General features: G+C 64.0%; 21 protein-coding genes. 9 read left to right on the forward strand and 12 right to left on the reverse strand.

The genetic code is table 11. The annotated features are described in order from the left end of the window. Nucleotides 1–16 precede the first annotated feature (16 nt). Entirely contained in the window at nt 17–1297 is a 1281-nt protein-coding gene (locus ACFFUC_RS07165) for a 3-deoxy-D-manno-octulosonic acid transferase (protein WP_377684870.1), read from the reverse strand. A 970-nt stretch (nt 1298–2267) separates the two neighbouring features. Here ACFFUC_RS07165 and ACFFUC_RS07170 point away from each other — a divergent pair. After that, the gene (locus ACFFUC_RS07170; RefSeq protein ID WP_377684872.1) at nt 2268–3275 is read left to right on the forward strand and encodes a calcium-binding protein; all 1008 of its coding nucleotides are present in this window, start codon (nt 2268–2270) and stop codon (nt 3273–3275) included. 101 nt (nt 3276–3376) lie between these two features. On the opposite strand, the gene rpe is transcribed toward ACFFUC_RS07170, so the two are convergent. The 8 genes from rpe to ACFFUC_RS07210 form a co-directional block, all read right to left on the reverse strand. Next, nucleotides 3377–4066: a ribulose-phosphate 3-epimerase gene (gene rpe, locus ACFFUC_RS07175; RefSeq protein ID WP_377684874.1), complete on the reverse strand. Its 690-nt coding sequence runs from the start codon at nt 4064–4066 to the stop codon at nt 3377–3379. Then, the gene (gene cbbX, locus ACFFUC_RS07180) at nt 4063–4989 is read right to left on the reverse strand and encodes a CbbX protein (protein ID WP_377684876.1); all 927 of its coding nucleotides are present in this window, start codon (nt 4987–4989) and stop codon (nt 4063–4065) included. The genes rpe and cbbX overlap by 4 nt, the downstream gene beginning before the upstream one ends. Nucleotides 4990–5064: 75 nt before the next feature. Continuing rightward, nucleotides 5065–5454 carry a ribulose bisphosphate carboxylase small subunit gene (locus ACFFUC_RS07185; protein ID WP_377684878.1) on the reverse strand — a complete coding sequence of 130 codons (390 nt, stop codon included), beginning with the start codon at nt 5452–5454 and terminating at the stop codon, nt 5065–5067. Between the two features lie 30 nt (nt 5455–5484). Then, nucleotides 5485–6948 carry a form I ribulose bisphosphate carboxylase large subunit gene (locus tag ACFFUC_RS07190; protein WP_377684880.1) on the reverse strand — a complete coding sequence of 488 codons (1464 nt, stop codon included), beginning with the start codon at nt 6946–6948 and terminating at the stop codon, nt 5485–5487. Between the two features lie 14 nt (nt 6949–6962). Next, nucleotides 6963–8042, reverse strand: coding sequence for a class II fructose-bisphosphate aldolase (gene fba / locus ACFFUC_RS07195; protein WP_377684882.1), 1080 nt, complete (start codon nt 8040–8042; stop codon nt 6963–6965). After that, entirely contained in the window at nt 8042–10045 is a 2004-nt protein-coding gene (gene tkt, locus ACFFUC_RS07200) for a transketolase (RefSeq protein WP_377684884.1), read from the reverse strand. Before tkt ends, fba begins: the two co-directional genes overlap by 1 nt. A 10-nt stretch (nt 10046–10055) precedes the next feature. Beyond that, nucleotides 10056–10928 (reverse strand): phosphoribulokinase, encoded by an 873-nt coding sequence (locus ACFFUC_RS07205; protein ID WP_377684885.1) that lies wholly within the window; start codon nt 10926–10928, stop codon nt 10056–10058. A gap of 9 nt (nt 10929–10937) precedes the next feature. Beyond that, nucleotides 10938–11942: a class 1 fructose-bisphosphatase gene (locus ACFFUC_RS07210; protein WP_377684886.1), complete on the reverse strand. Its 1005-nt coding sequence runs from the start codon at nt 11940–11942 to the stop codon at nt 10938–10940. A gap of 95 nt (nt 11943–12037) precedes the next feature. Between ACFFUC_RS07210 and cbbR the strand changes: the two genes are divergently transcribed. From cbbR to ACFFUC_RS07245, 7 genes are all read left to right on the forward strand, one after another. Continuing rightward, the gene (gene cbbR / locus ACFFUC_RS07215; RefSeq protein ID WP_377684888.1) at nt 12038–12958 is read left to right on the forward strand and encodes a LysR family regulator CbbR; all 921 of its coding nucleotides are present in this window, start codon (nt 12038–12040) and stop codon (nt 12956–12958) included. Between the two features lie 219 nt (nt 12959–13177). Further along, nucleotides 13178–14272: an Hsp33 family molecular chaperone HslO gene (gene hslO, locus ACFFUC_RS07220; RefSeq protein WP_377684890.1), complete on the forward strand. Its 1095-nt coding sequence runs from the start codon at nt 13178–13180 to the stop codon at nt 14270–14272. Nucleotides 14273–14297: 25 nt separating this feature from the next. Beyond that, nucleotides 14298–14924: an NUDIX hydrolase gene (locus ACFFUC_RS07225; protein WP_377684892.1), complete on the forward strand. Its 627-nt coding sequence runs from the start codon at nt 14298–14300 to the stop codon at nt 14922–14924. Further along, nucleotides 14921–16141: a CCA tRNA nucleotidyltransferase gene (locus ACFFUC_RS07230; protein ID WP_377684894.1), complete on the forward strand. Its 1221-nt coding sequence runs from the start codon at nt 14921–14923 to the stop codon at nt 16139–16141. The genes ACFFUC_RS07225 and ACFFUC_RS07230 overlap by 4 nt, the downstream gene beginning before the upstream one ends. Nucleotides 16142–16183: 42 nt before the next feature. Then, a complete protein-coding gene (locus tag ACFFUC_RS07235) occupies nt 16184–18037 on the forward strand; it encodes an ABC transporter ATP-binding protein (protein ID WP_377684897.1) in 1854 nt (617 codons plus the stop codon). After that, nucleotides 18034–19272, forward strand: coding sequence for a class I SAM-dependent RNA methyltransferase (locus ACFFUC_RS07240; protein ID WP_377684898.1), 1239 nt, complete (start codon nt 18034–18036; stop codon nt 19270–19272). The genes ACFFUC_RS07235 and ACFFUC_RS07240 overlap by 4 nt, the downstream gene beginning before the upstream one ends. 70 nt (nt 19273–19342) lie before the next feature. Beyond that, a complete protein-coding gene (locus ACFFUC_RS07245) occupies nt 19343–19882 on the forward strand; it encodes a L,D-transpeptidase family protein (protein WP_377684900.1) in 540 nt (179 codons plus the stop codon). A gap of 126 nt (nt 19883–20008) precedes the next feature. Here ACFFUC_RS07245 and ACFFUC_RS07250 read toward each other — a convergent pair whose 3' ends face one another. Together ACFFUC_RS07250 and dalA are read right to left on the reverse strand one after the other, a co-directional pair. Beyond that, a complete protein-coding gene (locus ACFFUC_RS07250; RefSeq protein WP_377684901.1) occupies nt 20009–20488 on the reverse strand; it encodes an NUDIX hydrolase in 480 nt (159 codons plus the stop codon). A gap of 102 nt (nt 20489–20590) precedes the next feature. Beyond that, entirely contained in the window at nt 20591–21103 is a 513-nt protein-coding gene (gene dalA, locus ACFFUC_RS07255; protein ID WP_377684903.1) for a divisome-associated lipoprotein DalA, read from the reverse strand. Nucleotides 21104–21324: 221 nt separating this feature from the next. Here dalA and ACFFUC_RS07260 point away from each other — a divergent pair, with 221 nt between their 5' ends. Continuing rightward, nucleotides 21325–21990 carry a L,D-transpeptidase family protein gene (locus ACFFUC_RS07260; RefSeq protein ID WP_377684905.1) on the forward strand — a complete coding sequence of 222 codons (666 nt, stop codon included), beginning with the start codon at nt 21325–21327 and terminating at the stop codon, nt 21988–21990. Between the two features lie 75 nt (nt 21991–22065). Here the strand turns inward: ACFFUC_RS07260 and hemH are convergent, their stop codons facing one another. After that, nucleotides 22066–23058, reverse strand: a complete 993-nt coding sequence (gene hemH / locus ACFFUC_RS07265) for a ferrochelatase (RefSeq protein ID WP_377685288.1) — start codon at nt 23056–23058, stop codon at nt 22066–22068. Nucleotides 23059–23067: the final 9 nt, after the last annotated feature.

The following is a 23067-nucleotide window of genomic DNA, read 5'->3' on the forward strand; positions in this document are numbered from 1 at the left end:
GTTCCCAATATCGGAACTATCGGGCGCTGGTGCAAGTGCGCTGCAGGGCCAGATCGGCAATGCGCGCCAAAAGCGGATCGGGATTTCCGGCGCGGTGATGCAGAAGCGCATGCGCCGCCTCCCCCATCCGCGCAACCCGCGCGCGATCGCCGGCAAGCGCGTCCAAAGCCGCACCGAGGGTCTCGGCCGAGACCGCCAAAGACGCCTCCGCTTGATCGAGCGCACCGTAATCATCGGCGAAATTCGCGACATGCGGACCGTGGAGCGTCGCGCAAAGATGGGCCGCGGGCTCCCACGGCGTATGGCCGCCGCGATCGGTAAAGGAGCCGCCGGTCACACAGACCGCCGCCGCATCATACCAGCGCGCCATCTCGCCCAGAGTATCGGCCAGAAACACCGGATGATCTCCGGGCCCGGCTCCCTGCGTGCGGCGGGCAAAGCTCAGGCCGCGCGCGGCGATCAGCGCCGCAACCTCGTTGCCGCGTTCGGGATGGCGCGGCGCGAGGATCAGCCTCAGATCGGGATGCGCCACCCGCGCCGAGAGATAGGCGTCAAGTACGACCGCTTCTTCGCCCTCATGTGTCGAGGCCGCGAGAATGGTGACATCGCGCAGCGGGCCCGAAGGTCGCGCGACGATTCTCGCGGGCGCAAGCAACTTGAGGTTGAGTTTGCCGGTCAGCGCCGCCTCGGGAAGGCCCAACCGCAAAAGACGCTCCTCGGTCGCGCCGTCCTGCGCGGACAGAACCGAGATCCCGCCCAGAACCGGCCCGATCAGCGCCGGCATTTTGGCCCAACGCTCCGCGGAGCGAACCGACATCCGCGCCCCCACTATGACGCGCGGAATGCCCTGCCGGTCCAGAATGCGGGCGCGATTGGGCCAGATTTCATTCTCGACCGTGACCGAAACCAGAGGCCGCACCTGCGCCAGAAAGCGCGTGATCGCCGCAGGCACATCCAAAGGCGCAAGGCTTGCGCGCTGCCCCCAGCCCCGCGCGGCGGCCCGTCCGGTCAGGCTGTTCGCGGTCAGATAAAGCGGCCATTCGCGCGCCAAGGCATCGACGAGCAGACGTGCCGAATTCAGCTCTCCGACACTCGCGCCATGAAGCCAGACCGGTTGCGCGGGCACATTTTCCTGATCCGCCCCGTCCGGCGGCGTCAACGCCAGCCTTTCGGCCAGATCGTCCTTGCCGAGCACCGCCACCGGCCGCAACAAAGCGCCCCCCGCCACGCTCAGGCCGCGATAAAGCGCAGCGCCGAGGCGGCCCCGCAAACTGACTGGCGCGTATTGATCCGGCATCCGCTTACTTTCCGCAATTTCGCGCAAGATAGCCGGAGCGCGTCGCCAAGGAAACCGCTCCGCCCGCCAGCGGGCGGTGTTATGTAAAACAGGCCTCGCGAATCAAGGAACCGGTGGGCAGTGCGATTAACCTTCCGGATTAGAGAACTCGAGAGAACTCATCTTCCGGTTACAATTGCGCGCGCACCTTTCGATAAGAAGCGCCCATAACAGCCGCGTGATCGGCCCCAAAACCTATCTGTCCATTTGGATAGGTTCGCTAAAAATTTTTAATAACCCGACGAAGGTTTCAAAGCGCATTGGTCCCTCACATAGCCAAAACGGAACGTTTTCCACAGCCGTTCCGGCCTGGCTTCACGCGTAGCCGGTGCCCAACTCGCGGGTCTCTCGCGAGCCCCCCTTTCGCGGCAGCAAAGGACGCCCTCCCGCCCTGCCAGCCGATCGGCAATCGGACACGACGGCGGCTTCCGGTCCGGACCGGCGCAGTTTGCCCAGCCCGATCGGGCCGCATGCTCGGATGAAATTGATTCGCGTCGCTGAAACAGCAGCTTATCCGTATAATCCGGATCCAAAACACAGCCAAAGTCCGCACAGTCGCAACGGGCCTTTCGGGCAGATCATCCTGCAAGTCCCCCTGCCATGCCCATTCGCACCTCCCGAATCCACGCCCTGCCTTGGGCTCCTGCCGCACCTGTTCGCGACCCGAATTCCGCGCCGCTTCATCTCGGTCGCGCGCCCTCGAGGCGATCAAAAATCGCAATACCCCAAGCGGATTTCCCGCCGCGGCGCACCGGATAAACGGGAACTGCGACCGCAAAGCCGCAAACTCCGTCGCATTTGATGAAAAATTAACCAACTGCACAGATTAATGCAGCAAATGATTGCCCAGACCCAAACAAATCGCGCATAAGCGCAGCGAGGGGTATGTCACTGCTCATTTTAACTCGTTCTGACTTGTGGAGTGTGAACTATGACGATTATTTACGGCGATGACTGGGCGAACCTGCTGGTCGGCGGCGACGAGGACAACCAGATCCACGGCTTTGGCGGGAACGACACGATTGATGCCGGCGCGGGCAACGATCAGGTCTTCGCCGGCGCGGGCAGCGACCTCGTTTATGGCGGTATCGGCAACGACAATATCTGGGGCGAAGCCGGCCGCGACACGCTTTATGGCGGCGACGGCGACGACCGCATCGATGGCGGCGCGGACAATGACTACCTCTACGGCGGCGACGGCAACGACCGCCTGATCGGCGGCGCGGGCGCGGACGTGCTCAACGGCGGCGCGGGTCGCGACTATGCCGATTATTCGACCGCGAGCCGTGGTGTGACCGTCGATCTCGGCTTCACCTTCTTCAACACCGGCGATGCGGCGGGCGATACCTATATCAGCATCGAAAACCTCTATGGTTCGGCGTTCAACGACTGCCTTGAGGGCGACAACTACGACAACCAGATCGACGGCGGTGCAGGCAACGACTACATCTCGGGCGGTCGCGGCAACGACACGCTGCTCGCGGGTGAAGGCAACGACACGCTGGACGGCGGCACAGGAGACGACGTACTGACCGGCTGGAACGGCAACGACATTCTGCGTGGCGGTTCGGGTGGCGATACCATCATCGGCGATCTGGGCAGCGACAAGATGTATGCCGGCTTCTGGGATTGCTCGACGGACCTCTTTGTCTTCAAATCGGTTCAGGATAGCGCCGTCGGTTACAACCGTGACACGATCTACGACTTCGAAGCCGGTATCGACAACATCGACCTCTCGGCTATCGACGCCAACACCGGCCTCGACGGCGACCAGGCCTTCACTTGGGGCGGCAGCCGCGCTGTGGCCAACGGCGCGTGGTCGGTCTGGACCCTCACCGGCACCGTCGTCCGCGTCGACGTCAACGGCGACTGCGTGGCGGATATGGAAATCGGCGTCAGCGGGCTGGCCAATCTCGGCGCACGCGATTTCTTCCTCTAAGCCTCTCCGGCCGGAGCTAACTTCCGGCCGGCCACAAGCCGGAACGCAAAAGGCAGCCCTCGGGCTGCCTTTTTTCGTCACAGCAACAGGCGGGATCAGCCTTAGACCGCAGCCTCGGCCGCCGCACGGATCGCGCGGATGTTCTCGCCGTAAGGCGCGGGATCCGAGACCGAACCGCCACGGAAAACCGCCGAGCCCGCCACCAGCACATCCGCACCCGCCGCAGCCACCAAAGGCGCGGTCACCGGATCGACGCCGCCGTCGATCTCGATATGTATCGGACGGTCGCCGATCATGGCGCGCAGGGTGCGGACCTTTTCGACCTGGCTATGAATGAACTTCTGCCCGCCGAAACCGGGGTTCACGGTCATGACGCAGATCAGATCGACATCATCGAGCAACATCGCCGCCGCTTCCGCAGGCGTGCCAGGGTTAAGCGCAAGCCCCGCCTTGGCCCCTGCCCCGCGGATCGCCTGAAGCGTGCGGTGGATATGGGGGCCTGCCTCGACATGGGCGGTGATGAAGTCGCTGCCTGCCGCGGCGAATGCCTCGATATAGCTGTCGACCGGAGAGATCATGAGATGGACGTCCATCACCCCTTTGATATGGGGCCGGATCGCTTTGCAGGTCGCGGGACCGAAGGTGATATTGGGCACGAAATGCCCGTCCATCACATCCACATGGACCCAATCCGCCCCCTGCGCTTCGATCGCTTGGCATTCCTGACCGAAATTCGCGAAATCCGCTGACAGGATGGAAGGGGCGATCTTTATCGCGCGGTCGAATGTCATGGCTGGTCCTTTCTTCGGCTGCCGTCGATGTCGAGTCCGCCGTCGAAAACGCGGCTCGCACGAATGTCTGGCTCCGATATGGTCGAAAGCGCGGCGGCGTCAACCGGCACCCCGCTCATAAACAGCCGATTGGCCTGACGCAGACGCGCCCGATCCAGCGCATTGCGGATGGAGCGCGCATTGGCAAAATGGGGTTGCCCGCGCCGCAAACGCACATATTCCGCCATTGCGGCCTTGGCCCCTTCATCCAGAACATAGCCCTGATTTTCCAGCATGGTCGCAGCGATGCGCTCCAGCTCCTGATCGCTATAGTCGGGGAATTCAATGTGATGCGCGATCCGCGAGCGGAAACCGGGGTTCGCCGAAAAGAAGCGGTCCATCCGGTCGGCATAGCCCGCCATGATCACGACAAGATCGTCGCGGTTGTTTTCCATGACCTGCAAAAGGATCTCGATCGCCTCCTGCCCGTAGTCGCGCTCGTTGTCGGGACGGTAGAGATAGTAGGCCTCGTCGATGAACAAGACGCCACCCATGGCCTTTTTCAACACCTCTTTGGTCTTGGGCGCGGTATGGCCGATGTATTGCCCGACCAGATCGTCGCGCGTGACCGAAACCAGATGACCTTTGCGCACATAGCCCAAACGGTGCAGCAAACCCGCCATTTTCAGCGCAACCGTGGTCTTGCCGGTGCCGGGGTTGCCGGTGAAACTCATGTGCAGGGTCGGTGTCTCGAAAGCCAGGCCCAGATCGCGGCGCGCCTTGTCGACCAGCAAAAGCGCGGCGGTCTCGCGGATGCGCTCCTTGACCGGCGCCAGCCCGATCAGCTCGCGGTCCAGCTCGTCGAGGACCTCGCGCACGCCCGAGCTTTCATATTCCTGCTTGAGATCGACCACTGTCGGAACCGTCTTCACATCGCCGTCCATGGCCTCGCCCTTTCTTCGTCATGAAAATACCCTCGGGGGTCCGGGGGCGGAAAGCCCCCGGCTTTTGATCTGCGCTCAGCTCACCATTTCATGGGTGTAGCGCATCGAGCGGCCGTCGACCTCTTGCCGCCATGTGCGGAAGCTCGGCTCGTTTTTCGGGCGTTGGACGATGAAGGACATCATCACCGTCTCCCAGCCGCGATGGTTGTCGAAGGCGTTGATGCGGATATAGGCGTCGGCATTCGCCTTGCGGCATTCGTCCAGATCCATCATCACGCCTTTGGCGTCGCTCAGGTCGAACATGGGATGGCCCCACATCTCCCAATAGGTGTTCCGTGCATGGGGCTCGTCGGTATATTCGATGCTGACGGCCCAATCCTTCGACAGGATGTACTCGATCTGCGCGGTGATCTGGGCATCATCCAGATCGGGCAGGAAGGAAAAGCAACCTTGGGTAATACGCATTCTGTATCTTCCTTTCTCTGAATGAGGCGATCAGCTGACGCCCGGCGTCGGCACGAAGTCCGAAGTATCGGTCGAGGTATAGTTGAAGGTGATATTGCCCCAGGTATCCAAGGCAGCCTCCAGCGGCTTGCACCATTTCGCGGCCTTGCGCAGAACCTCGGGACCCTCGTTGCGGATATCGACGCCTTCGTTGCGGGCCAGAACCATCGCCTCCAAAGCGACACGGTTGGCTTGCGCACCGGCCTGAATGCCCATCGGGTGGCCGATGGTGCCGCCGCCGAACTGCAAGACGACATCATCGCCGAACAAATCGATCAGCTGGTGCATCTGGCCCGCATGGATGCCGCCCGAGGCAACCGGCATGACCTTTTTCAGATCGGCCCAGTCCTGCTCGAAGAAGATCCCGCGCTGCAGGTCAACCTCGTTATGGATCTCGCGACAGACGTTGTAATAGCCCTGCACCGTCATCGGATCGCCTTCCAGCTTGCCGACGGCCGTGCCGCAGTGAAGGTGGTCGACCCCCGCCATACGCAGCCATTTCGCGATGACACGGAAGCTGATGCCGTGGTTTTTCTGGCGGGTATAGGTGCCGTGGCCTGCGCGGTGCATGTGCAGGATCATGTCATTGTCGCGGCACCAGTTGCTGATCGACTGGATCGCGGTCCAACCCACGATCAGGTCGACCATGACGATGACCGAGCCAAGCTGCTTGGCGAATTCGGCGCGGGCATACATCTCTTCCATGGTGGCGGCAGTGATGTTGAGATAGTGGCCCTTGACCTCACCGGTTGCCGCAGATGCCTTGTTCACGGCCTCCATGCAGTACAGGAAGCGGTCGCGCCAATGCATGAAGGGCTGCGAGTTGATGTTCTCGTCATCCTTCATGAAATCCAGACCGCCCTTGAGGCCTTCATAGACCACACGGCCATAGTTCTTGCCCGACAGGCCCAGCTTCGGCTTGGTCGTCGCCCCCAGAAGCGGGCGGCCGAATTTGTCCAGACGCTCGCGCTCGACGACGATGCCGGTGGGTGCGCCCTTGAAGGTTTTCAGATAGGCGACGGGGAAACGCATATCTTCGAGGCGCGCCGCGCTCAGCGGCTTGAAGCTGAAGACGTTGCCGATGATCGAGGCTGTGACGTTGGCGATCGAGCCCTCTTCGAACAAGATCAGATCATAGGCGACATAGCAGAAATACTGCCCCGGCTGGTTGGGCACCGGCTCGACCTTATAGGCCTTGGCGCGGTACTGGTCGGCAGCCGTCAGACGGTCGGTCCAGACCACGGTCCAGGTCGCGGTCGAGCTCTCGCCCGCCACAGCCGCGGCTGCCTCGATCGGATCGACGCCGGCTTGGGGCGTGATGCGGAAAAGCGCCAGGACATCGGTGTCCTTGGGTTGGTAATCGCCGTCCCAATAACCCATCTGGGCATATTTCAACACGCCCGCAGCATAGCGCTTCTTGGTATCGCGGATCTCGGTTTTGCTCATCTCGTTCATGGCAGTCCTTCCTTTCAAGCGGCTTTTGCAGCGGCAATGGCTGGATCAAGTTTTCCGGAGGCGTAGCGTTTGGCCATCTCGTCCATCGGGATGGCTTTGATCTTGTGGGCCTGTCCGGCGGTGCCGAAGGCCTCGAAGCGGTTGCGGCAAAGGTCGCGCATGGCGTCCATCGCGGGTTTGAGGAATTTGCGCGGATCGAATTCCGCAGGCGTCGTCGTCGCGATCTTGCGGAACTGGCCGGTCATCGCCATGCGGCAATCGGTGTCGATATTGACCTTGCGCACACCGTGACGGATGCCGCGCACGATTTCCTCGACCGGAACCCCGAAGGTCTGGGGCATCTCGCCGCCATATTCGTTGATGATGTCCTGCAACTCCTGCGGAACCGAGGACGAGCCATGCATCACCAGATGGGTATTGGGCAGCTTCTGGTGGATTTCCTCGATGATGTTCATCGCAAGGATATCGCCGTCGGGTTTGCGGCTGAACTTGTAGGCGCCGTGGCTGGTGCCGCAGGCAATCGCCAAAGCATCGACCTTGGTACGGGCCACGAAATCCACTGCCTGATCGGGATCGGTCAGCAGCTGGCTATGGTCCAGCTTGCCGGTCGCGCCGTGTCCGTCCTCGGCCTCGGCCTCGCCGGTTTCGAGGCTTCCGAGGATGCCCAACTCGCCCTCGACCGAGGCACCGACCCAATGGGCCATGCGGCTGACGCGCTCGGTGATTTCGACGTTATAGTCGTAATCGGCGGGGGTCTTGGCATCGGCTTTCAGGCTGCCGTCCATCATCACGCTGGTAAAGCCGTGACGGATCGCGGTCATGCAGGTCGCTTCGCTATTGCCGTGGTCCTGATGCATGCAAAGCGGGATTTCCGGATAGATCGCGGCCAAAGCCTCGATCATCTTGGCCAGCATGATGTCGTTGGCATAGCTGCGGGCCCCGCGGCTGGCCTGCATGATGACCGGCGCATCGACGGCGCGGGCGGCCTCCATGATGGCCAGCCCCTGCTCCATATTGTTGATATTGAAGGCAGGCACGCCGTAGCTATATTCGGCGGCATGGTCGAGAAGCTGTCTCAACGTAATCAGCGCCATCATTTTCCTCCTTTTACCAATGACTTGGCAAGATCGACCGCAGCTTGGGCCGTGATGCCGAAATGGGCGTAAAGCGCGGGGGCCGGCGCGGATGCGCCATAGCCCGTCATGCCGATGAATCCGTCCTCGGGGCGCAGCATCAGCCCGTCCCAGCCCTGCCGGATCAAAGCCTCGATCCCGATACGGGGGGCATCGCCCAGAACAGCGGCGCGGGCGGCTTTGTCTTGCTGGGCGAACAGCTCGAAACTGGGGGCCGAAACCACGGCGGCGCGCAGACCTTGGGCGGCCAGAAGATCGGCGGCGGCCAAGGCGATCTCGACCTCGGAGCCCGTCGCGATCAGCGTCACATCGCGCGGCCCGTCGGTCGGGCGCAGGACGTAAGCCCCCTGCCGCGTCAGGTTCTCGCGTGTTTTTTCCAGCCGCACGGTCGGCAGGTTCTGGCGCGACAAGCAAAGAAGCGACGGCCCGTCGCTGCGCGTCAAAGCCAGCTCCCAGGATTCGGCGGTTTCGACAGCATCGGCGGGGCGGTACACGTCGAGGTTCGGGATCGCCCGCAGCGAGGCCACCTGTTCGACCGGCTGATGGGTCGGGCCGTCCTCGCCCAGACCGATGCTGTCATGGGTCATGACATGGATGACCGGCACCCCCATCAGCGCGCCCAGACGGATCGCGGGCCGCGAATAATCGGCAAAAGCAAGGAAGGTGCCGCCGTAGGGAATAAAGCCGCCATGCAGCGCGATCCCGTTCATGATCGCGGCCATGCCATGTTCGCGGATGCCGTAGTGGATATAGCTGCCCGAGCGGTCATCGGGCGTGACCGAGTCCATCCCCTTGGTCCGCGTCAGGTTCGAGCCGGTCAGATCGGCCGAGCCGCCGATCGTATTGGCCAGCGTGGCATTGGCGATTTCCAGCACCATTTCCGAGGCTTTGCGCGTCGCGACTTTGGGCTTCGCCTCGACCAGGCTGTCGATATAGCCCGCAAAAGCCTTGCGCAAAGCGGCAGTATCGGGCGCGGACAATCCGGCAAGGAAAGCGGCCCTCGAGGGGGAGCCTTTCAGCCGCTCTTGCCAGTTTGCCCGCGCCTCTGCCCCGCGCGCCGCCACAGCACGCCAGGAGTCCACGACATCTTGGGGCAGCTCGAAGGGCGCATAGGCCCAGCCCAAGGCGTCGCGCGCCGCAGCGATTTCATCAGCGCCCAAAGGTGCGCCATGCACATCATGGCTGCCCTGTTTGTTGGGCGCGCCAAAGCCGATCACGGTCTTGGCCGCGATCATCGAGGGCCGCGGATCGGCCTGCGCGGCCGTGATCGCCGCCGCAATCGCCTCGCGGTCGTGACCGTCCACCGCCTGCACATGCCAGCCCGAGGCCGCGAACCGCGCCTTTTGATCGGTCGAGGTCGACAGGCCGGTGCCGCCGTCGATGGTGATGCTGTTGTCGTCCCAGACGACGATCAGACGGCCGAGCTTCTGGTGGCCGGCAAAGTCGATCGCCTCATGGCTGATGCCCTCCATCAGGCAGCCGTCTCCGGCCAGCACATAGGTGAAGTGGTCGACCAGATCGTCACCGAAGCGCGCATTCGCCATGCGTTCGGCCAAAGCCATGCCGACCGCTGTGGTGATCCCCTGCCCAAGCGGGCCGGTCGTTGTCTCGATCCCTTTGGCATGGCCGTATTCGGGGTGGCCGGCGGTACGCGAGCCGAGCTGGCGGAAGGCGCGCAGCTGGTCGATGCCCATATCGTCGTAGCCCAGCAGATGGTTGACCGCATAGACCAGCATCGAGCCATGTCCCGCCGACATCACGAAGCGGTCGCGGTCGGGCCATGTGTCGTCCGAAGGGTCGATCTTGATGAAGCGGTTGAACAGCACCGCCGCAACATCCGCGAGCCCCATCGGCGCGCCGGGATGGCCGGATTTCGCGGCCTCGACCGCATCCATCGCCAGAACGCGGATGGCGGTCGCCATCTTCTGTTCGGCCTCGGTGTCGATACGGGACATCTGGTTCATCACATCCTCCTCAGGCGCGCTTGGATTCGCTGACCATCCGCGCAACCAGCGGGGTCAGGATCAACTGCATGGCGAGATCCATCTTCGGACCGGGGATGACGATCGAATTGGCGCGGCTCATCCACGAGCCCTCGATCATCTGGGTGAGATAGGGGAAATCGATCCCGCGCGGGCTTTTGAAGCGGATGACGACAAGGCTTTCGTCGGGCGTGGGGATCCAGCGCGCAATGAACGGGTTCGAGGTATCGACCACCGGCACGCGCTGGAAGTTGATGTCGGTTTCCGTGAATTGCGGGCAGATCACATGCACATAGTCGTGCATCCTCCGCAGGATCGTGTCGGTCACGGCTTCGGTCGAATAGCCGCGGCTGGCGCGGTCGCGGTGGATCTTCTGCGTCCATTCGAGGTTGATGACCGGCACCACCCCGATCTTGAGATCGGCCTGACCCGCAATGTCGATATCGTCGGTTTTCACCGCGCCGTGCAGGCCCTCGTAGAACAGCAGGTCCGAGCCCGCGGCCAGATCGGACCAGTCGGTGAAGGTGCCGGGGGCCGCGCCCCAGATTTCGGCCTCTTTGTCGTCATGGACATAGTGGCGCTTTTTTCCGGTGCCGGTCGCGCCATAGCTGCGGAAGACCTCTTCGAGGCGCTTGAGTTCGTTGGCATCAAGGCTGAAATGGCTGAAGGTCTGGTCGCCTGCGGCAATGCGGCGCGCGACCTCGGCCTTCATGCCGGCGCGGTCGAAACGGTGGAAGGCGTCGCCCTCGATCGCGACCGAGGTAATCCCCTCGCGGCGGAAAATCTGGTCGAACGTGTTCTTGATCGTCGTGGTCCCCGCCCCCGAGGAACCCGTGACCGAAATGATGGGATGCTTCTTGCTCATGACGTCCTCTCAGGCCCGAAACAGGCCGCGGTTGCCGAAGAGGGCCGACACTTCGGTCTCCGGCAGGTCGTGGTAGGTGGCAACGCGGGCGACCATATCGGTCGAGCCGAAGACAAAGGGCGTGCGCTGGTGCAACTGGCCCGGGCTCGTGCCCATGATCGGCTCGCAGCCGTCGGTGGCGCGCCCGCCCGCCTGCTCGATCAGGAAGGCGATGGGGGCGCATTCGTAAAGCATGCGCAGACGGCCGTGCTCGTAGCCTTTGCGGCCGTCCGCGGGGTAAAGGAAAATGCCGCCGCGCATCAGGATGCGGTGGGTTTCCGCGACAAGGCTCGCGATCCAGCGCATGTTGAAATTGGCTTCGCGCGGGCCGTCGGTTCCGGCGAGGCAATCGTCGATATAGGCGCGCACGGGCTGCGGCCAGTGGCGGTAATTCGAAGCGTTGATCGCGAATTCACGCGACTCGCGCGGCAGGGTCAGGTTGTCGCGATCGAGCTCGAACCGGCCGCTGTCGGGGTTGAGCGTGTACATCTGGACGCCGTTCCCGAAGGTCACCGCCATGCAGGTGCGCGGACCGTAGATGATATAGCCGCCCGCGATCTGCTCGGTCGCGGGGCGCAGGAACGAGGCCTCCGCCGTCTCGCGCGCCTTGAAGACCGAAAAAATCGTCCCGATCGAAACATTGGTGTCGATATTGCTGGACCCGTCCAGCGGATCGAGCGCCACCGCAAGGCAGCCCGAAGGGTTCAGCGCGACGGCCTCGTCCTGCTCTTCCGAGGCGTACCAGCGCACGCCGGCCCGGCGCAGAGCTTCGAGAAACAACCCGTCGGCCTGCACGTCCAGCGCCTTCTGGCCGTCGCCGTCGGCATTGGTCCCGACCTCGGCGCCCAGCGCCTTGCCGCCCTTTTCGCCCTGACGGATGACGCGGGACAGGGCGACGGCAGCCTCTGCGATCCCCTCCATCACACAGTGAAGTGGGGCGGGAATGCGGGTCGTGAAGATCGCGCTGCCGGTCATCTGCTCCTCCCAAAGCGAATGCTGTGGATGAACGTTGACATGCGGGGGTTTTCAGAGACATTTAAAAAACCGGAAGCATTATTCAGGAAATCCGAATGTCACGCATCGACGCCTTGACGCTGCGGCAACTGCGCGCCCTGCGCGCCGTGGTCGCCAAGGGAACCCTGACCGCCGCCGCCCATGATCTGGGCCTTTCGCCCCCCGCCATTCACGGCCAGATCCGCACGCTGGAGGATCTGATGGGCGGGCCTTTGGTGCAAAAAGGCGAACATGGCGCTTTCGTTACCACCGCCGAGGGGCAGGCCGTTCTCGATGCCGAGGCGCAGATCGCCGTGGCGCTGGAAACCTGCGCGCGCCGCGTCTCGGCGCTGCAGAACGGGCAAAGCGGTTCGGTGGTGCTGGGCGTTGTCTCTACGGGAAAATACTTCGCGCCTGGTCTGGTCGCGCTTCTGGGCGAGGCTTTTCCCGATATCGAGGTGACGCTCCGCGTGGGCAACCGCGACGCGATTATCGCCGCGCTGAACGGGCGCTCGCTTGATCTCGCGATCATGGGCCGGCCGCCGCGCAACCCGCCGGTCCATGCCGAGCCTCTGGGCCCCCATCCCCACATCATCATCGCCTCGCCCCAGCACAGGCTGGCCGAGGCGGATCCCGCCATGCCCGACGAGCTGCTGTCCGAGACGTTTCTTGCGCGCGAGGAGGGCTCGGGCACGCGCATCCTGATGTCGCGGTTTCTCGACCGGATCGGAGACGGCCAGCCGTGGCGGATGATCGAGATGGGCACCAATGAAACCATCAAACAGGCTGTGATCGCGGGGCTGGGGATCGCGCTCATCTCGCAGCATACCGTCACCGAGGAACTGCGCTGGGGCCGCTTGATCGCGCTTCAGGCGATCGGCCTGCCGATCCAGCGCAGCTGGTATCTGCTGCGCCGCGAGGATGCCCAGATCACCCCTGCAACCACCCGCATCCACGACTATATCGTCTCGCTTCAGGGAAGCTTCCTGCCCAATTGAACGCTGCGACTTCCACCCGCGGAAAGGCCGCGTCCACCCCCTCTGCGATAAACGTCTTGCCCCGCCATGCAGAAAGGCCGCGATCCGCCCCCGTTCCCATGTCGCGGACGCATGGCTGTCTGGCGCTAACCTCTTGGGCTTTGCGACAATCGCCCTATATTGCATCCGACACGCATCATCCCGAGGGATGGTGCCCTGGAATTTCCGAAGGACAGATCAATGACAACGATCAACCAGATCACCTGGGACGATACGATCCTGCCGTTTCAACTGGACCGCTCGGGCGTACGTGGCCGTATCGCGCGCCTAGACGGTGCGCTTGAACATATCCTGTCGCGCCACGACTATCCGGCGCAGGTCGGCGACCTTGTTGCCGAGCTGGCGCTTCTGACGGCGCTGATCGGCGAAAGCATCAAGCTGCGTTGGAAGCTGAGCCTGCAGGTGCGCGGCAATGGCGCGATCCGCACCATCGCGACCGATTACTACGCCCCCGAGACCGAGGGCGGCGCGGCCCGCATCCGCGCATGGGCCTCTTTCGATGCCGAACGTCTGGATGCAAGCCTCCCGACCTTCGACCAGATCGGCGAGGGCTATTTCGCCGTGCTCATCGACCAAGGCGAGGGCACGACCCCCTATCAGGGGCTGACCCCGCTTGCCGGCGGCTCGCTCGCGTCCTGCGCCGAGACCTATTTTGCACAATCGGAGCAGCTTCCGACGCGGTTCTCGCTCTCGCACGGCCGTTCGCAAATGGCGGGCGATACCGAGCGTTGGCGCGCGGGCGGCGTGATGCTGCAGACACTTCCGGCGGGCGCCATGCCCGAGATCTCGGCTTCGGGCGAAGACGGGCTTATCCAGTCCTCTGACATCCTGCAGGGCACGGAATCGGAAAACTGGAACCGCGCGAACTTCCTGCTCGATACCGTCGAGGATATCGAGTTGATCGGGCCGAGCGTGACGCCTTCGGATCTGCTGGTGCGCCTTTTCCACGAGGAAGAGCCCCGTATCTACGACACCCAGAAGGTCGCCTTCGGTTGCTCGTGCAATGCGGACAAGGTGCGCAATACGCTGTCGATCTATTCGGCCAAGGACATCACCCATATGACCAATGCCGACGGCATGGTCACGGCCGATTGCCAGTTCTGCGGCGCGCATTACGAGCTGCATCCGCAGAGCCTCGGCTTCGAGGCGACGATCGACGCCGAGGGCAACCCGCTTGCCAAGGACGAGGATGCAGCCTCGGCCGCTCCCGTCGGGCAGCCGTCGGGCGCGCAGCACGCGGGCGGGCAACAGCCGGACGCGCAGGCGGCCGGATAAGATGACCGAAGCGACGGGAGGGCAAATGCCTGCACCAAAAGCCATGATCAACCAACGCGCAGCGGGATTTCCGCTGCGCGATCGGCTTTTGGCGGCACTGGCCGTCCCGAGCGGCGAATCCTCGGATTTCGAGCTGATGCCCGGGGTCTCGCCACCCGAGATGGACTGGCGCGCGGCGGGGGTACTGATGGCCTTTTCCGCGACAAGCGGCGATCTCGTGCTGACGAAACGCTCGAGCAGCCTGCGCCACCACCCCGGCCAGATCGCCCTGCCGGGCGGCAAGGTCGATCCCGGTGATGCCGACGAAACCGCCGCGGCCCTGCGCGAGGCGCATGAGGAAGTGGGCCTCGCCCCCGAACAGGTCGAGGTTCTGGGCGCCCTGCCCCCGCACCGCACGGTTACCGGCTTTGCCATGACGCCGGTTCTGGGGCTGATCCACGGCCCCTTCACCCCCGTCCCCGAGGCGGGCGAGGTTGCCGAAGTCTTTACCGTCCCTTTCACCCATATCGCCGATCCCGCCCGCTACCGGATCGAGCGCAGGCTGTGGCGCGGCGATTGGCGCGCCTATCAGACCGTGCCCTTCGGCCCCTATTACATCTGGGGCGCGACGGCGCGCGTGCTGCAATCCTTGGCGCGCAGGTTGAACGCATGACGAACGAGACGCTGCACAATCCCGACCTGCTGCTGACCGATGCACGGATCACGACCGACGATCCCGATCTCCAGCGCGTCTTGGCGGCACTGGGCGCAGGCGGGCAGCAGGCCTATGTCGTGGGCGGCGCGGTGCGAAACGGACTGTTGGGCGCGCCGGTCGCCGATTGGGACATCTCGACCGATGCGGTGCCCGAGCGTACGACCGAGCTGGGACGCGCGGCGGGCCTCAAGGCGGTTCCGACCGGCATCGAACACGGCACGGTCACGCTGGTCGCGGGCGGCCGCCCCTTCGAGGTCACGACCTTCCGTCATGATGTCGAGACCGACGGACGGCACGCCGTGGTGGCCTTCTCGCGGGATCTGCGCGACGACGCGATGCGCCGCGACTTCACCATGAACGCGCTTTATGCCCGTGCCGACGGTCGGGTGATCGATCCGGTCGGCGGGCTCGCCGATCTCGCGGCGCGGCGCCTGCGCTTTGTCGGCCCGCCCGAGCAGCGCATCCGCGAAGATTACCTGCGCATTCTGCGCTTCTTCCGTTTCCTCGCCTGGTACGGCAAGGCCGAAGAGGCCGACCCCGAGGCGCTGGCCGCCTGCAAGGCCCTTGCCTCCGGTCTGGCGCAAATCTCTCGCGAGCGTGTGGGCGCCGAGCTCAAGAAGCTGCTCTCGGCCGCGGATCCGGTTCCGGCTTTGACCCTGATGGCCCGAACCGGAGTTCTGGCCGCGATCCTGCCCGAAGCCGATACGGCAGCAGACAGCGACGCCCTGCCCCTCATGGCCGCCCTGATCCGCGCCGAGGCGCAGGCGGGGATCGCGCCGGACTGGCCCCGCCGCATGGCGCTGCTGCAGATCCGCGATCCGGCGCAGGAGCTGCGCCTTTCGCAAAAGGAGGCGCGCCATCTCGAACGGCTGGCCCTTGCCGGAACAGGGGCCATGCCGCTTGCGGAACTCGCCTACCGGATGGGCGCGGAGGTTGCGCTGGATCATGCCCTTTTGCGCCAAGCGCAGGGGTTGGACTGCCCCGACAATTGGCGCATGCTCGTCCAAGGGGCGACAGAACAGAAATTTCCGCTCTCCGCAGCCGATCTCATGCCCGATCTTAGCGGGTCGCAGCTTGGCCAGGGGTTGAAAGCTGCCGAACAGGCATGGATAGACAGCGGGTTCGCGATACCCAAAGCCGATCTGATCCGGCTTGCCAGGCAGGCGACGATTTAAATCGGCCGAGGCGCAAGCCCGCTGAACCAAGGGTACGAGATAATGCACAAGTTTTTCGCGCGGATGATCGATGCATTCCGCCCGGCCGAGGGACCGCCTCCGGCCACGCTTTTTGCCTTTTTCCGCTGGTGTCTGTCGGGCGCTTGGGGCGGGCTGGCGATTGCCGCCGTGGCCTCCGCGCTCGGCGGGATCGCCGATATCGTCTCGGCGGTGCTTCTGGGCTATGTCATCGACGCCGTGGTCGGGAGCTCTCCCGAGACGATCATGGGCGAGCATCTGCCGCTGATTCTCGGCTTCGTGATCTTCTTTCTGGTCATCCGCCCCGCGATCTTCGGCCTGTCGACCGCCTCGTCGAGCGTGATCATCGGGCCGAACCTCTTCCCGCTAGTGCTGTCGCGCCTGCACCGCTGGACCATGGGCCATTCGGTGACCTTCTTCGACAACGATTTCGCGGGCCGCATCGCGCAAAAGCAGACCCAGACCGCACGCGCCGTCACCGATGTCGCGACCGAATTCGTGAACGTGGTGGCCTTCGCGCTGGCCTCGATCCTCGGTTCGGCTGCGTTTTTGGTCGGCATCGACGGCTGGGGCGCGGTGGCGATGCTGCTGTGGCTGGTCTCCTATTTCTTCCTGATCCGCTTCTTCCTGCCCAAGATCCGCGCCTATTCCGCCAAACGCGCCTCGGCGCGGGCGACGGTGACGGGTCAGGTCGTCGATACGATCACCAATATCAAAACCGTCAAACTCTTTGCCCATAGCGAATACGAAGACCGCGCCGCGCTTGGCGCGATGATGGGCTTTCGCGAGCGCGCGCTCGATTTCGGCCGCATCAGCACATGGTTCCGTTTCTCGCTGATGTTTGTCGCGGGCGCGCTGCCGGTGGTGCTGATCGGCGGCACCTTCATGCTCTGGCGCGAGGGTCAGGCCACGGCGGGCGATATCGCTGCCGCCGGCGCGATCGCCATGCGTCTGAGCCAGATGACCGGCTGGGTCAGCATGGCGCTGATGGGGGTCTGGGGCTCGATCGGCGAGGTCGAGGACGGGATGGCGACGCTTTCGCCCGCCCATTCGCTGACCGATGCGCCCGATGCCGAAGTGCTGGGCCGCGTTGCCGGTCGGGTCGACTTCGATCAGGTGAGCTTTGCCTACGGCCGCGCCGCGGGCGGGATCGACGCGGTCGATCTCCACATCGCGCCGGGCGAGAAAATCGGGATCGTCGGTGCCTCGGGTGCGGGGAAATCCACGTTGGTCGCGCTGCTCTTGCGCCTTTACGACGTCGAGAAAGGCGCGATCCTGATCGACGGCAAGGACCTGCGCGCGGTCACGCAGGAAAGCCTGCGCCGCAATATCGCCATGGTCACGCAGGAGACCGCGATGTTCAACCGCTCGGCGCGCGAGAACATCCTTTACGGTCGCCCCGACGCCTCCGAAGACGAGATGATCGCCGCCGCCAAAGCCGCCGAGGCACATGATTTCATACTCGGGCTCGAGGATCACATGGGCCGCAAGGGCTATGACGCCCATCTGGGCGAGCGCGGCGTCAAGCTGTCGGGCGGCCAGCGCCAGCGGGTCGCTTTGGCGCGGGCTTTCCTCAAGGATGCGCCGATTCTCGTGCTGGACGAGGCGACATCGGCGCTCGATAGCGAAGTCGAGGCTCAGGTTCAGGACGCGCTCTTGCGTGTGATGCGCGGCAAAACCGTGCTCGCCATCGCGCACCGTCTGTCGACCATCGCCGAACTCGACCGCATCATCGTGCTCGAGGCCGGCCATATCGTCGAACAGGGTTCGCATGCCGAGCTGCTGGCCGCCGAGGGCACCTATGCGCGCTACTGGAACCGCCAGTCGGGCGGCTTCCTCGGCACCGAAGATCCCGAAGCCGAAGAGGCAGCAGAGTGAGCGAGGCCGCAGCAAGCTGGCAGGTCGAACGGCTGGGCCGTCGTGGCGACGGCGTGGCCTTCAACGCGGCGGGGGAGCGGGCTCTGGCCGCGCTGACCCTGCCCGGCGAAATCGTGACCGGCGAGGCCGAGGACGGCAAGGTCATCGCGCCGAAGATCGCGACACCATCGCCCGAGCGGGTCAAACCCGCCTGCGGCCATTACCGCCTCTGCGGCGGCTGCTCCCTGATGCATGCCAGCGATGCATTCGTCGCGGAATGGAAGGCCGATCTGGTGCGCTCCGCCCTGCGCGCGCAGGGTCTCGAGGTCGCGGTCTCCGACCAGCATCTCTCGCCCGAGCGCTCGCGCCGGCGCGCGGTTCTGTCGGGGCGGCGCTCCAAGAAAGGCGCGTTGGTCGGCTTTCACGCCCGCGCCTCGGATGTGATCGTCGATCTCGCCGATTGCCGCGTCCTGCGTCCGGCAATCACCGCCGCCCTTCCCCTGCTGCGCGAGATGGTCACGCTTGGCGCCTCGCGTCAGGGCGAGCTGAGCATCGCGGTCATCGAGACGCCGACCGGCCTCGATCTTGCGGTCAAGGGCGGCAAGCCCCTAGAGCCCGCGCTTTTTGGCGCATTGGCCGCGCTGGCCGAGCGCGGAAAGCTGGCGCGCATCGACTGGGACGGCCAGCCGATTACCCGCCATGCGCCGGTCCTGACGATGGGCCGCGCCAAAGTCACCCCTCCGCCCGGCAGCTTCCTGCAAGCCACGGCCGAGGGCGAGGCAGCGCTGGTCGCCGCCGTGCGCGCCATCATCGGCGGAGCCGAACAGGTTGCCGATCTTTTCGCCGGTTGCGGGACGTTTTCGCTGTCTTTGGCCGAAACCGCGCAGGTCGAAGCCTTCGAAGGCTTGGGCGATCCGCTGAAGGCACTTGATTCGGCGTGGCGCAATACCGCGGGCCTCAAGCGAATCGCGACCCATGTGCGCGACCTTGCAAAACGGCCGTTACAGCCTGACGAGCTTGAAAAATTTCACGCCATTGTGATCGATCCGCCACGCGCCGGAGCCGAAGCACAGGCCCGCGAGATTGCCGCCTCCAAGGTGCCGGTGATCGCCTGGGTCAGCTGCGACCCCGTGACTTTCGCTAGGGATGCGCGGATTTTGGCCGACGCGGGCTATATGCTGTCCCGCCTCTCGGTGGTCGACCAATTCCGCTGGTCGCCGCATGTCGAAACGGTCGCGGAATTCCGCCGAAGCTAGCGAAGTTTTCACCTTTATGCTATTTGCTGGGGCAACCAGAAAAAAACGCTAGTGCGGGCTCGGGGCAGTGATGAACAGAATTCTACGCGCCATTTCGGCGCTCCTTCTTGTTGGCTTGGTCGCGAGCTGCGGCGGCAAGCAAGAACAACCGCAATCTCGTTTCCGCTCCTATGACGGGCCGCCGATCACGCAGATCGTCGTGAAAAAAGGCGAGCGCCAGATGTATCTGGTCAGCGGCCAGCAAGTGCTGCGCAGCTACAAGATCAACCTTGGCAACCAGCCGCTCGGCCACAAGCAGTTCGAAGGCGACGGCAAGACGCCCGAGGGCATGTATTTCATCGACCGCTTCAACCCCAGAAGCCGCTATCACCTTTCGGTCGGGATTTCCTATCCCAACAATCAGGACCGCGAGCGCGCCCAGATGATGGGTCTGCGTCCGGGTGGCGACATCATGATCCACGGCCTCGGGCCGGAGGGGCGCGCCATCAACCGTGCCGACTGGACGGCAGGCTGCATCGCGGTCAACGACGATGAGATCGAGGAAATCTACGCCATGCTCGCCCGCAACGGCCATGGCACCACCGGCGTTCCGGTCTTCATCTACCCCTGAGGCCTGCGCCTATCGCCGAAAATGCCAAAGCCCCGCGCATCGCGTCGGGGCTTTTTGCTGCCCGATGCCCGATGCCACCCGCCCCGCACCCTGCCCGACACCCGCCCGGTGCACCGATTGGCGCGCCTAATCGACCACGATCTCGGTCGGCGGCAACGGGTCGGGCGCTCCGTGATCAAGATAATCCGAAACGATCTTGCCCAAGGACAGCGGGGTGATCACCTCGTCGGCTTCGGCCAGCTCGTCGAGGTGCCACCAGCGGAACTCGGTGACCAGACGCGCTTCGGCCTCGTCGCGCATATGGGGCACGAAGCGCTCGGTCTCGACGAGAAAATAGTCCTCGGATTGCTGCCAGAGCTTTTTGTAATAGGTCGTGGTCTGCCGGCGCCGCCAGACCAGAGGACCGATCCGCGCATCGAGCAGACCGACCTCTTCGCCCAATTCGCGGTGAAGCGCCTCGAGCGCGGTTTCTCCGGCCTCGATCCCCCCGCCCGGCGTGATCCAGAAGATCTTGCCGTCGGCCCTGAGGCGCATCAGCAAAACCTCGTCCTGCGGCGTCAGAAGAATGGCGCGAACCGCCTGTCGGAAAATCGGCTGCTCCGCCACCGGATGCCCCCCGTCACGAAAAGACCCGCCGTTGCGCGACAACGGCGGGCCGGAATGGATAGGCGCGCGGGGCGCGCACACCGGCAATGCGTCCGACGGCGATCAGCGCGCGGTCAGCAGCACCCACCAGATCTTGCCGCTCGGCTCCTGGAACCAGCCGAGGCCGAGCTGGCTTGCCTGCGGATCCATGATCACGTCGCGGGTGTCGCGGGTCTGCATCCATGCGCCCAGCGTTGCGATCTCGTTTTCATAGGTCTCGCTGATGTTCTCGCCGACCAGCTGGCCCATGTAGCCCTGACGCTGGATCCGGTCGAGCGGCGAGGAGCCGTCCGAGCCGAAGTGCCAGGCACGGTTTTGCGCCGACATGTCGCGGGCATGGGCAACCGCCGCGGCGTTCAGCTGCGGGTTGATCGTCAGGGGGATGCCGCCCTGACCGCTGCGCAGCGTGTTGATCTGGGTCAGCACGCGGCCCGGGATCGCATTCGCCTCGCGCGGGGTGATCCTATAGGCGACCGGCAACGGCTGGCCGTCGGGGCCAAGCTGGGGTTGGTTGGCGGGCATACAGGCGCTGAGCGCCAATGCAGCAAAGACCGCCAGAGTTCGAAGATTCAGCATGGAAACTGTCCCTGATTTGTTTGCCCGAGCCATAACGAAGCGCAGGGCGCCATTCAAACCAAAGATTGCGTGAAGGACACACAGCGCAACAAGCATGTTGCAATGACGCCAGTTTGAATTGAAGGACTCGCGCAGGAAGCATAAGTGCGATCCAAGTCCTTTAAGAATCCCATCGCGCAAGAAGGCCCTCCAACAAGGCCCGAAGTTAGCAGGAGCGAACCATGGCAACCTCGAACCGGCCGACGCTGTCGCGTCGGAATTTCATCACTTCCGCCGTCGCCGTCGGCGCGGCAACCAGCCTTGCCGCACCGGCACTGGCGCAGAACTTCGACCCGATTACCGGCCAGCCGCTGCAGGCCGTCGGCCCGACCGGCGCGACGCCGGATGCGGGCATGGTGCAATATGACGCCAATCAGGATTCGCGCCGCAACGTCTCCAGCTTCCACATGCAGGACTGGCAGCCCTATTTCTCGAACCTGACCAATGGCGCGGTTCTCGTCGACCTGAACTCGCGCGCGCTGCATTTCTGGGGCGAGGACGGCCAGACCTACAAGCTTTTCCCGACCTCGGTTCCCGTCAGCCCCGAGCTGACCCGCACCGGCCGCACCGAGATCATCAAGAAGGTCGAAGGCCCGACCTGGGCGCCGACGCCCTCGATGAAGAAATCGAACCCCGAATGGCCCGATTTCGTGCCGGCCGGCGACCCGCTGAACCCGATGGGTACCCATGCCTTGTGGCTGAGCTGGCAGTATTACCGCATCCACGGCACCCACGACACGCGCAAGATCGGCCGCAAATCCTCGAACGGCTGCATCGGCATGTATAACGAGCACATCAAACAGATGTATGCGCTGACCAAAGTCGGCACGCAGGTCATGATCATTTGAGATCGCCCCGCTCCGGAATGCAAAAGGCCCCGCAATGCGGGGCCTTTTCATTGGCGCAGACGATGTCCGAACGGATCAGATCCAGCCCGCAAGGTTTTCCTTGATCAGCCCGGTCAGCATCTCGATATGGGCGGCATCGTCGTTGAGGCAGGGAATATAGGTAAAGACCTTGCCGCCGGCATGGACGAAGGCCTCCTGGATCTCGCCCTGGATTTCCTCCAGCGTCTCGACGCAATCGGCGGCGAAAGCGGGCGACATGATCGCGATATCGGTGATGCCGCGTTTCGCCAGCTCGGCCACATGTTCGACCGTATAGGGCTTGAGCCATTCCTCGCGGCCGAAGACCGACTGGAAGGTCGTGTCGATGATGCCCTCGGCCCAGCCCAGACGTTCCTGCAGCAGACGCGAGGTCTTCTGGCACTGGCAGAAATAGGGGTCGCCTTCGAGCAGGTAGCGCTTGGGCATGCCGTGATAGCTGACGACCAGCTTCGCCGGTGTTTTGCCCCCGAGCTTGCGCTCGACCGATTGTGCGAGGGCCTCGATATAATCGGGTCGGTCGAAATAGGCCGGAACCGTGCGGGCGGCCGGCTGCCATTTCTGCGCCATCAAAGCGCGGAAGAACTGGTCGTTCGCGGTCGCAGTCGTCGCCCCCGCATATTGCGGATAGAGCGGCAGGAAAACGATGCGCTCGCAGCCCGCCTTGACCATGCGCTCGACCACCGCAGGGGTCGAGGGATTGCCGTAGCGCATGCAGAAATCGACCATGACGCGGTCGCCCCAAAGCGCCGCCGCCTGATCCTGCAGCGCGGCAACCTGCGCCTTGGTGATCGTCATCAACGGGCTTTCATTGGCCTCGTTGTTCCAGATCGAGCGGTAATTCGCCCCCGAGGTAAAGGGCCGTTTGGTCAGGATGATCCCCTGCAAAAGCGGCTGCCATTTCCATGCCGGATAATCGATCACCCGCTTGTCCGAGAGGAACTCGTTCAGATAGCGCCGCATCGACCAGTAATCCGTCGCATCCGGCGTTCCGAGATTGGCGATCAGCACGCCGATTTTCGGCTTCGCCATCACGGGGTG

Source organism: Paracoccus cavernae (assembly GCF_042430175.1).
In the GTDB taxonomy this organism is placed as follows: domain Bacteria; phylum Pseudomonadota; class Alphaproteobacteria; order Rhodobacterales; family Rhodobacteraceae; genus Paracoccus; species Paracoccus cavernae.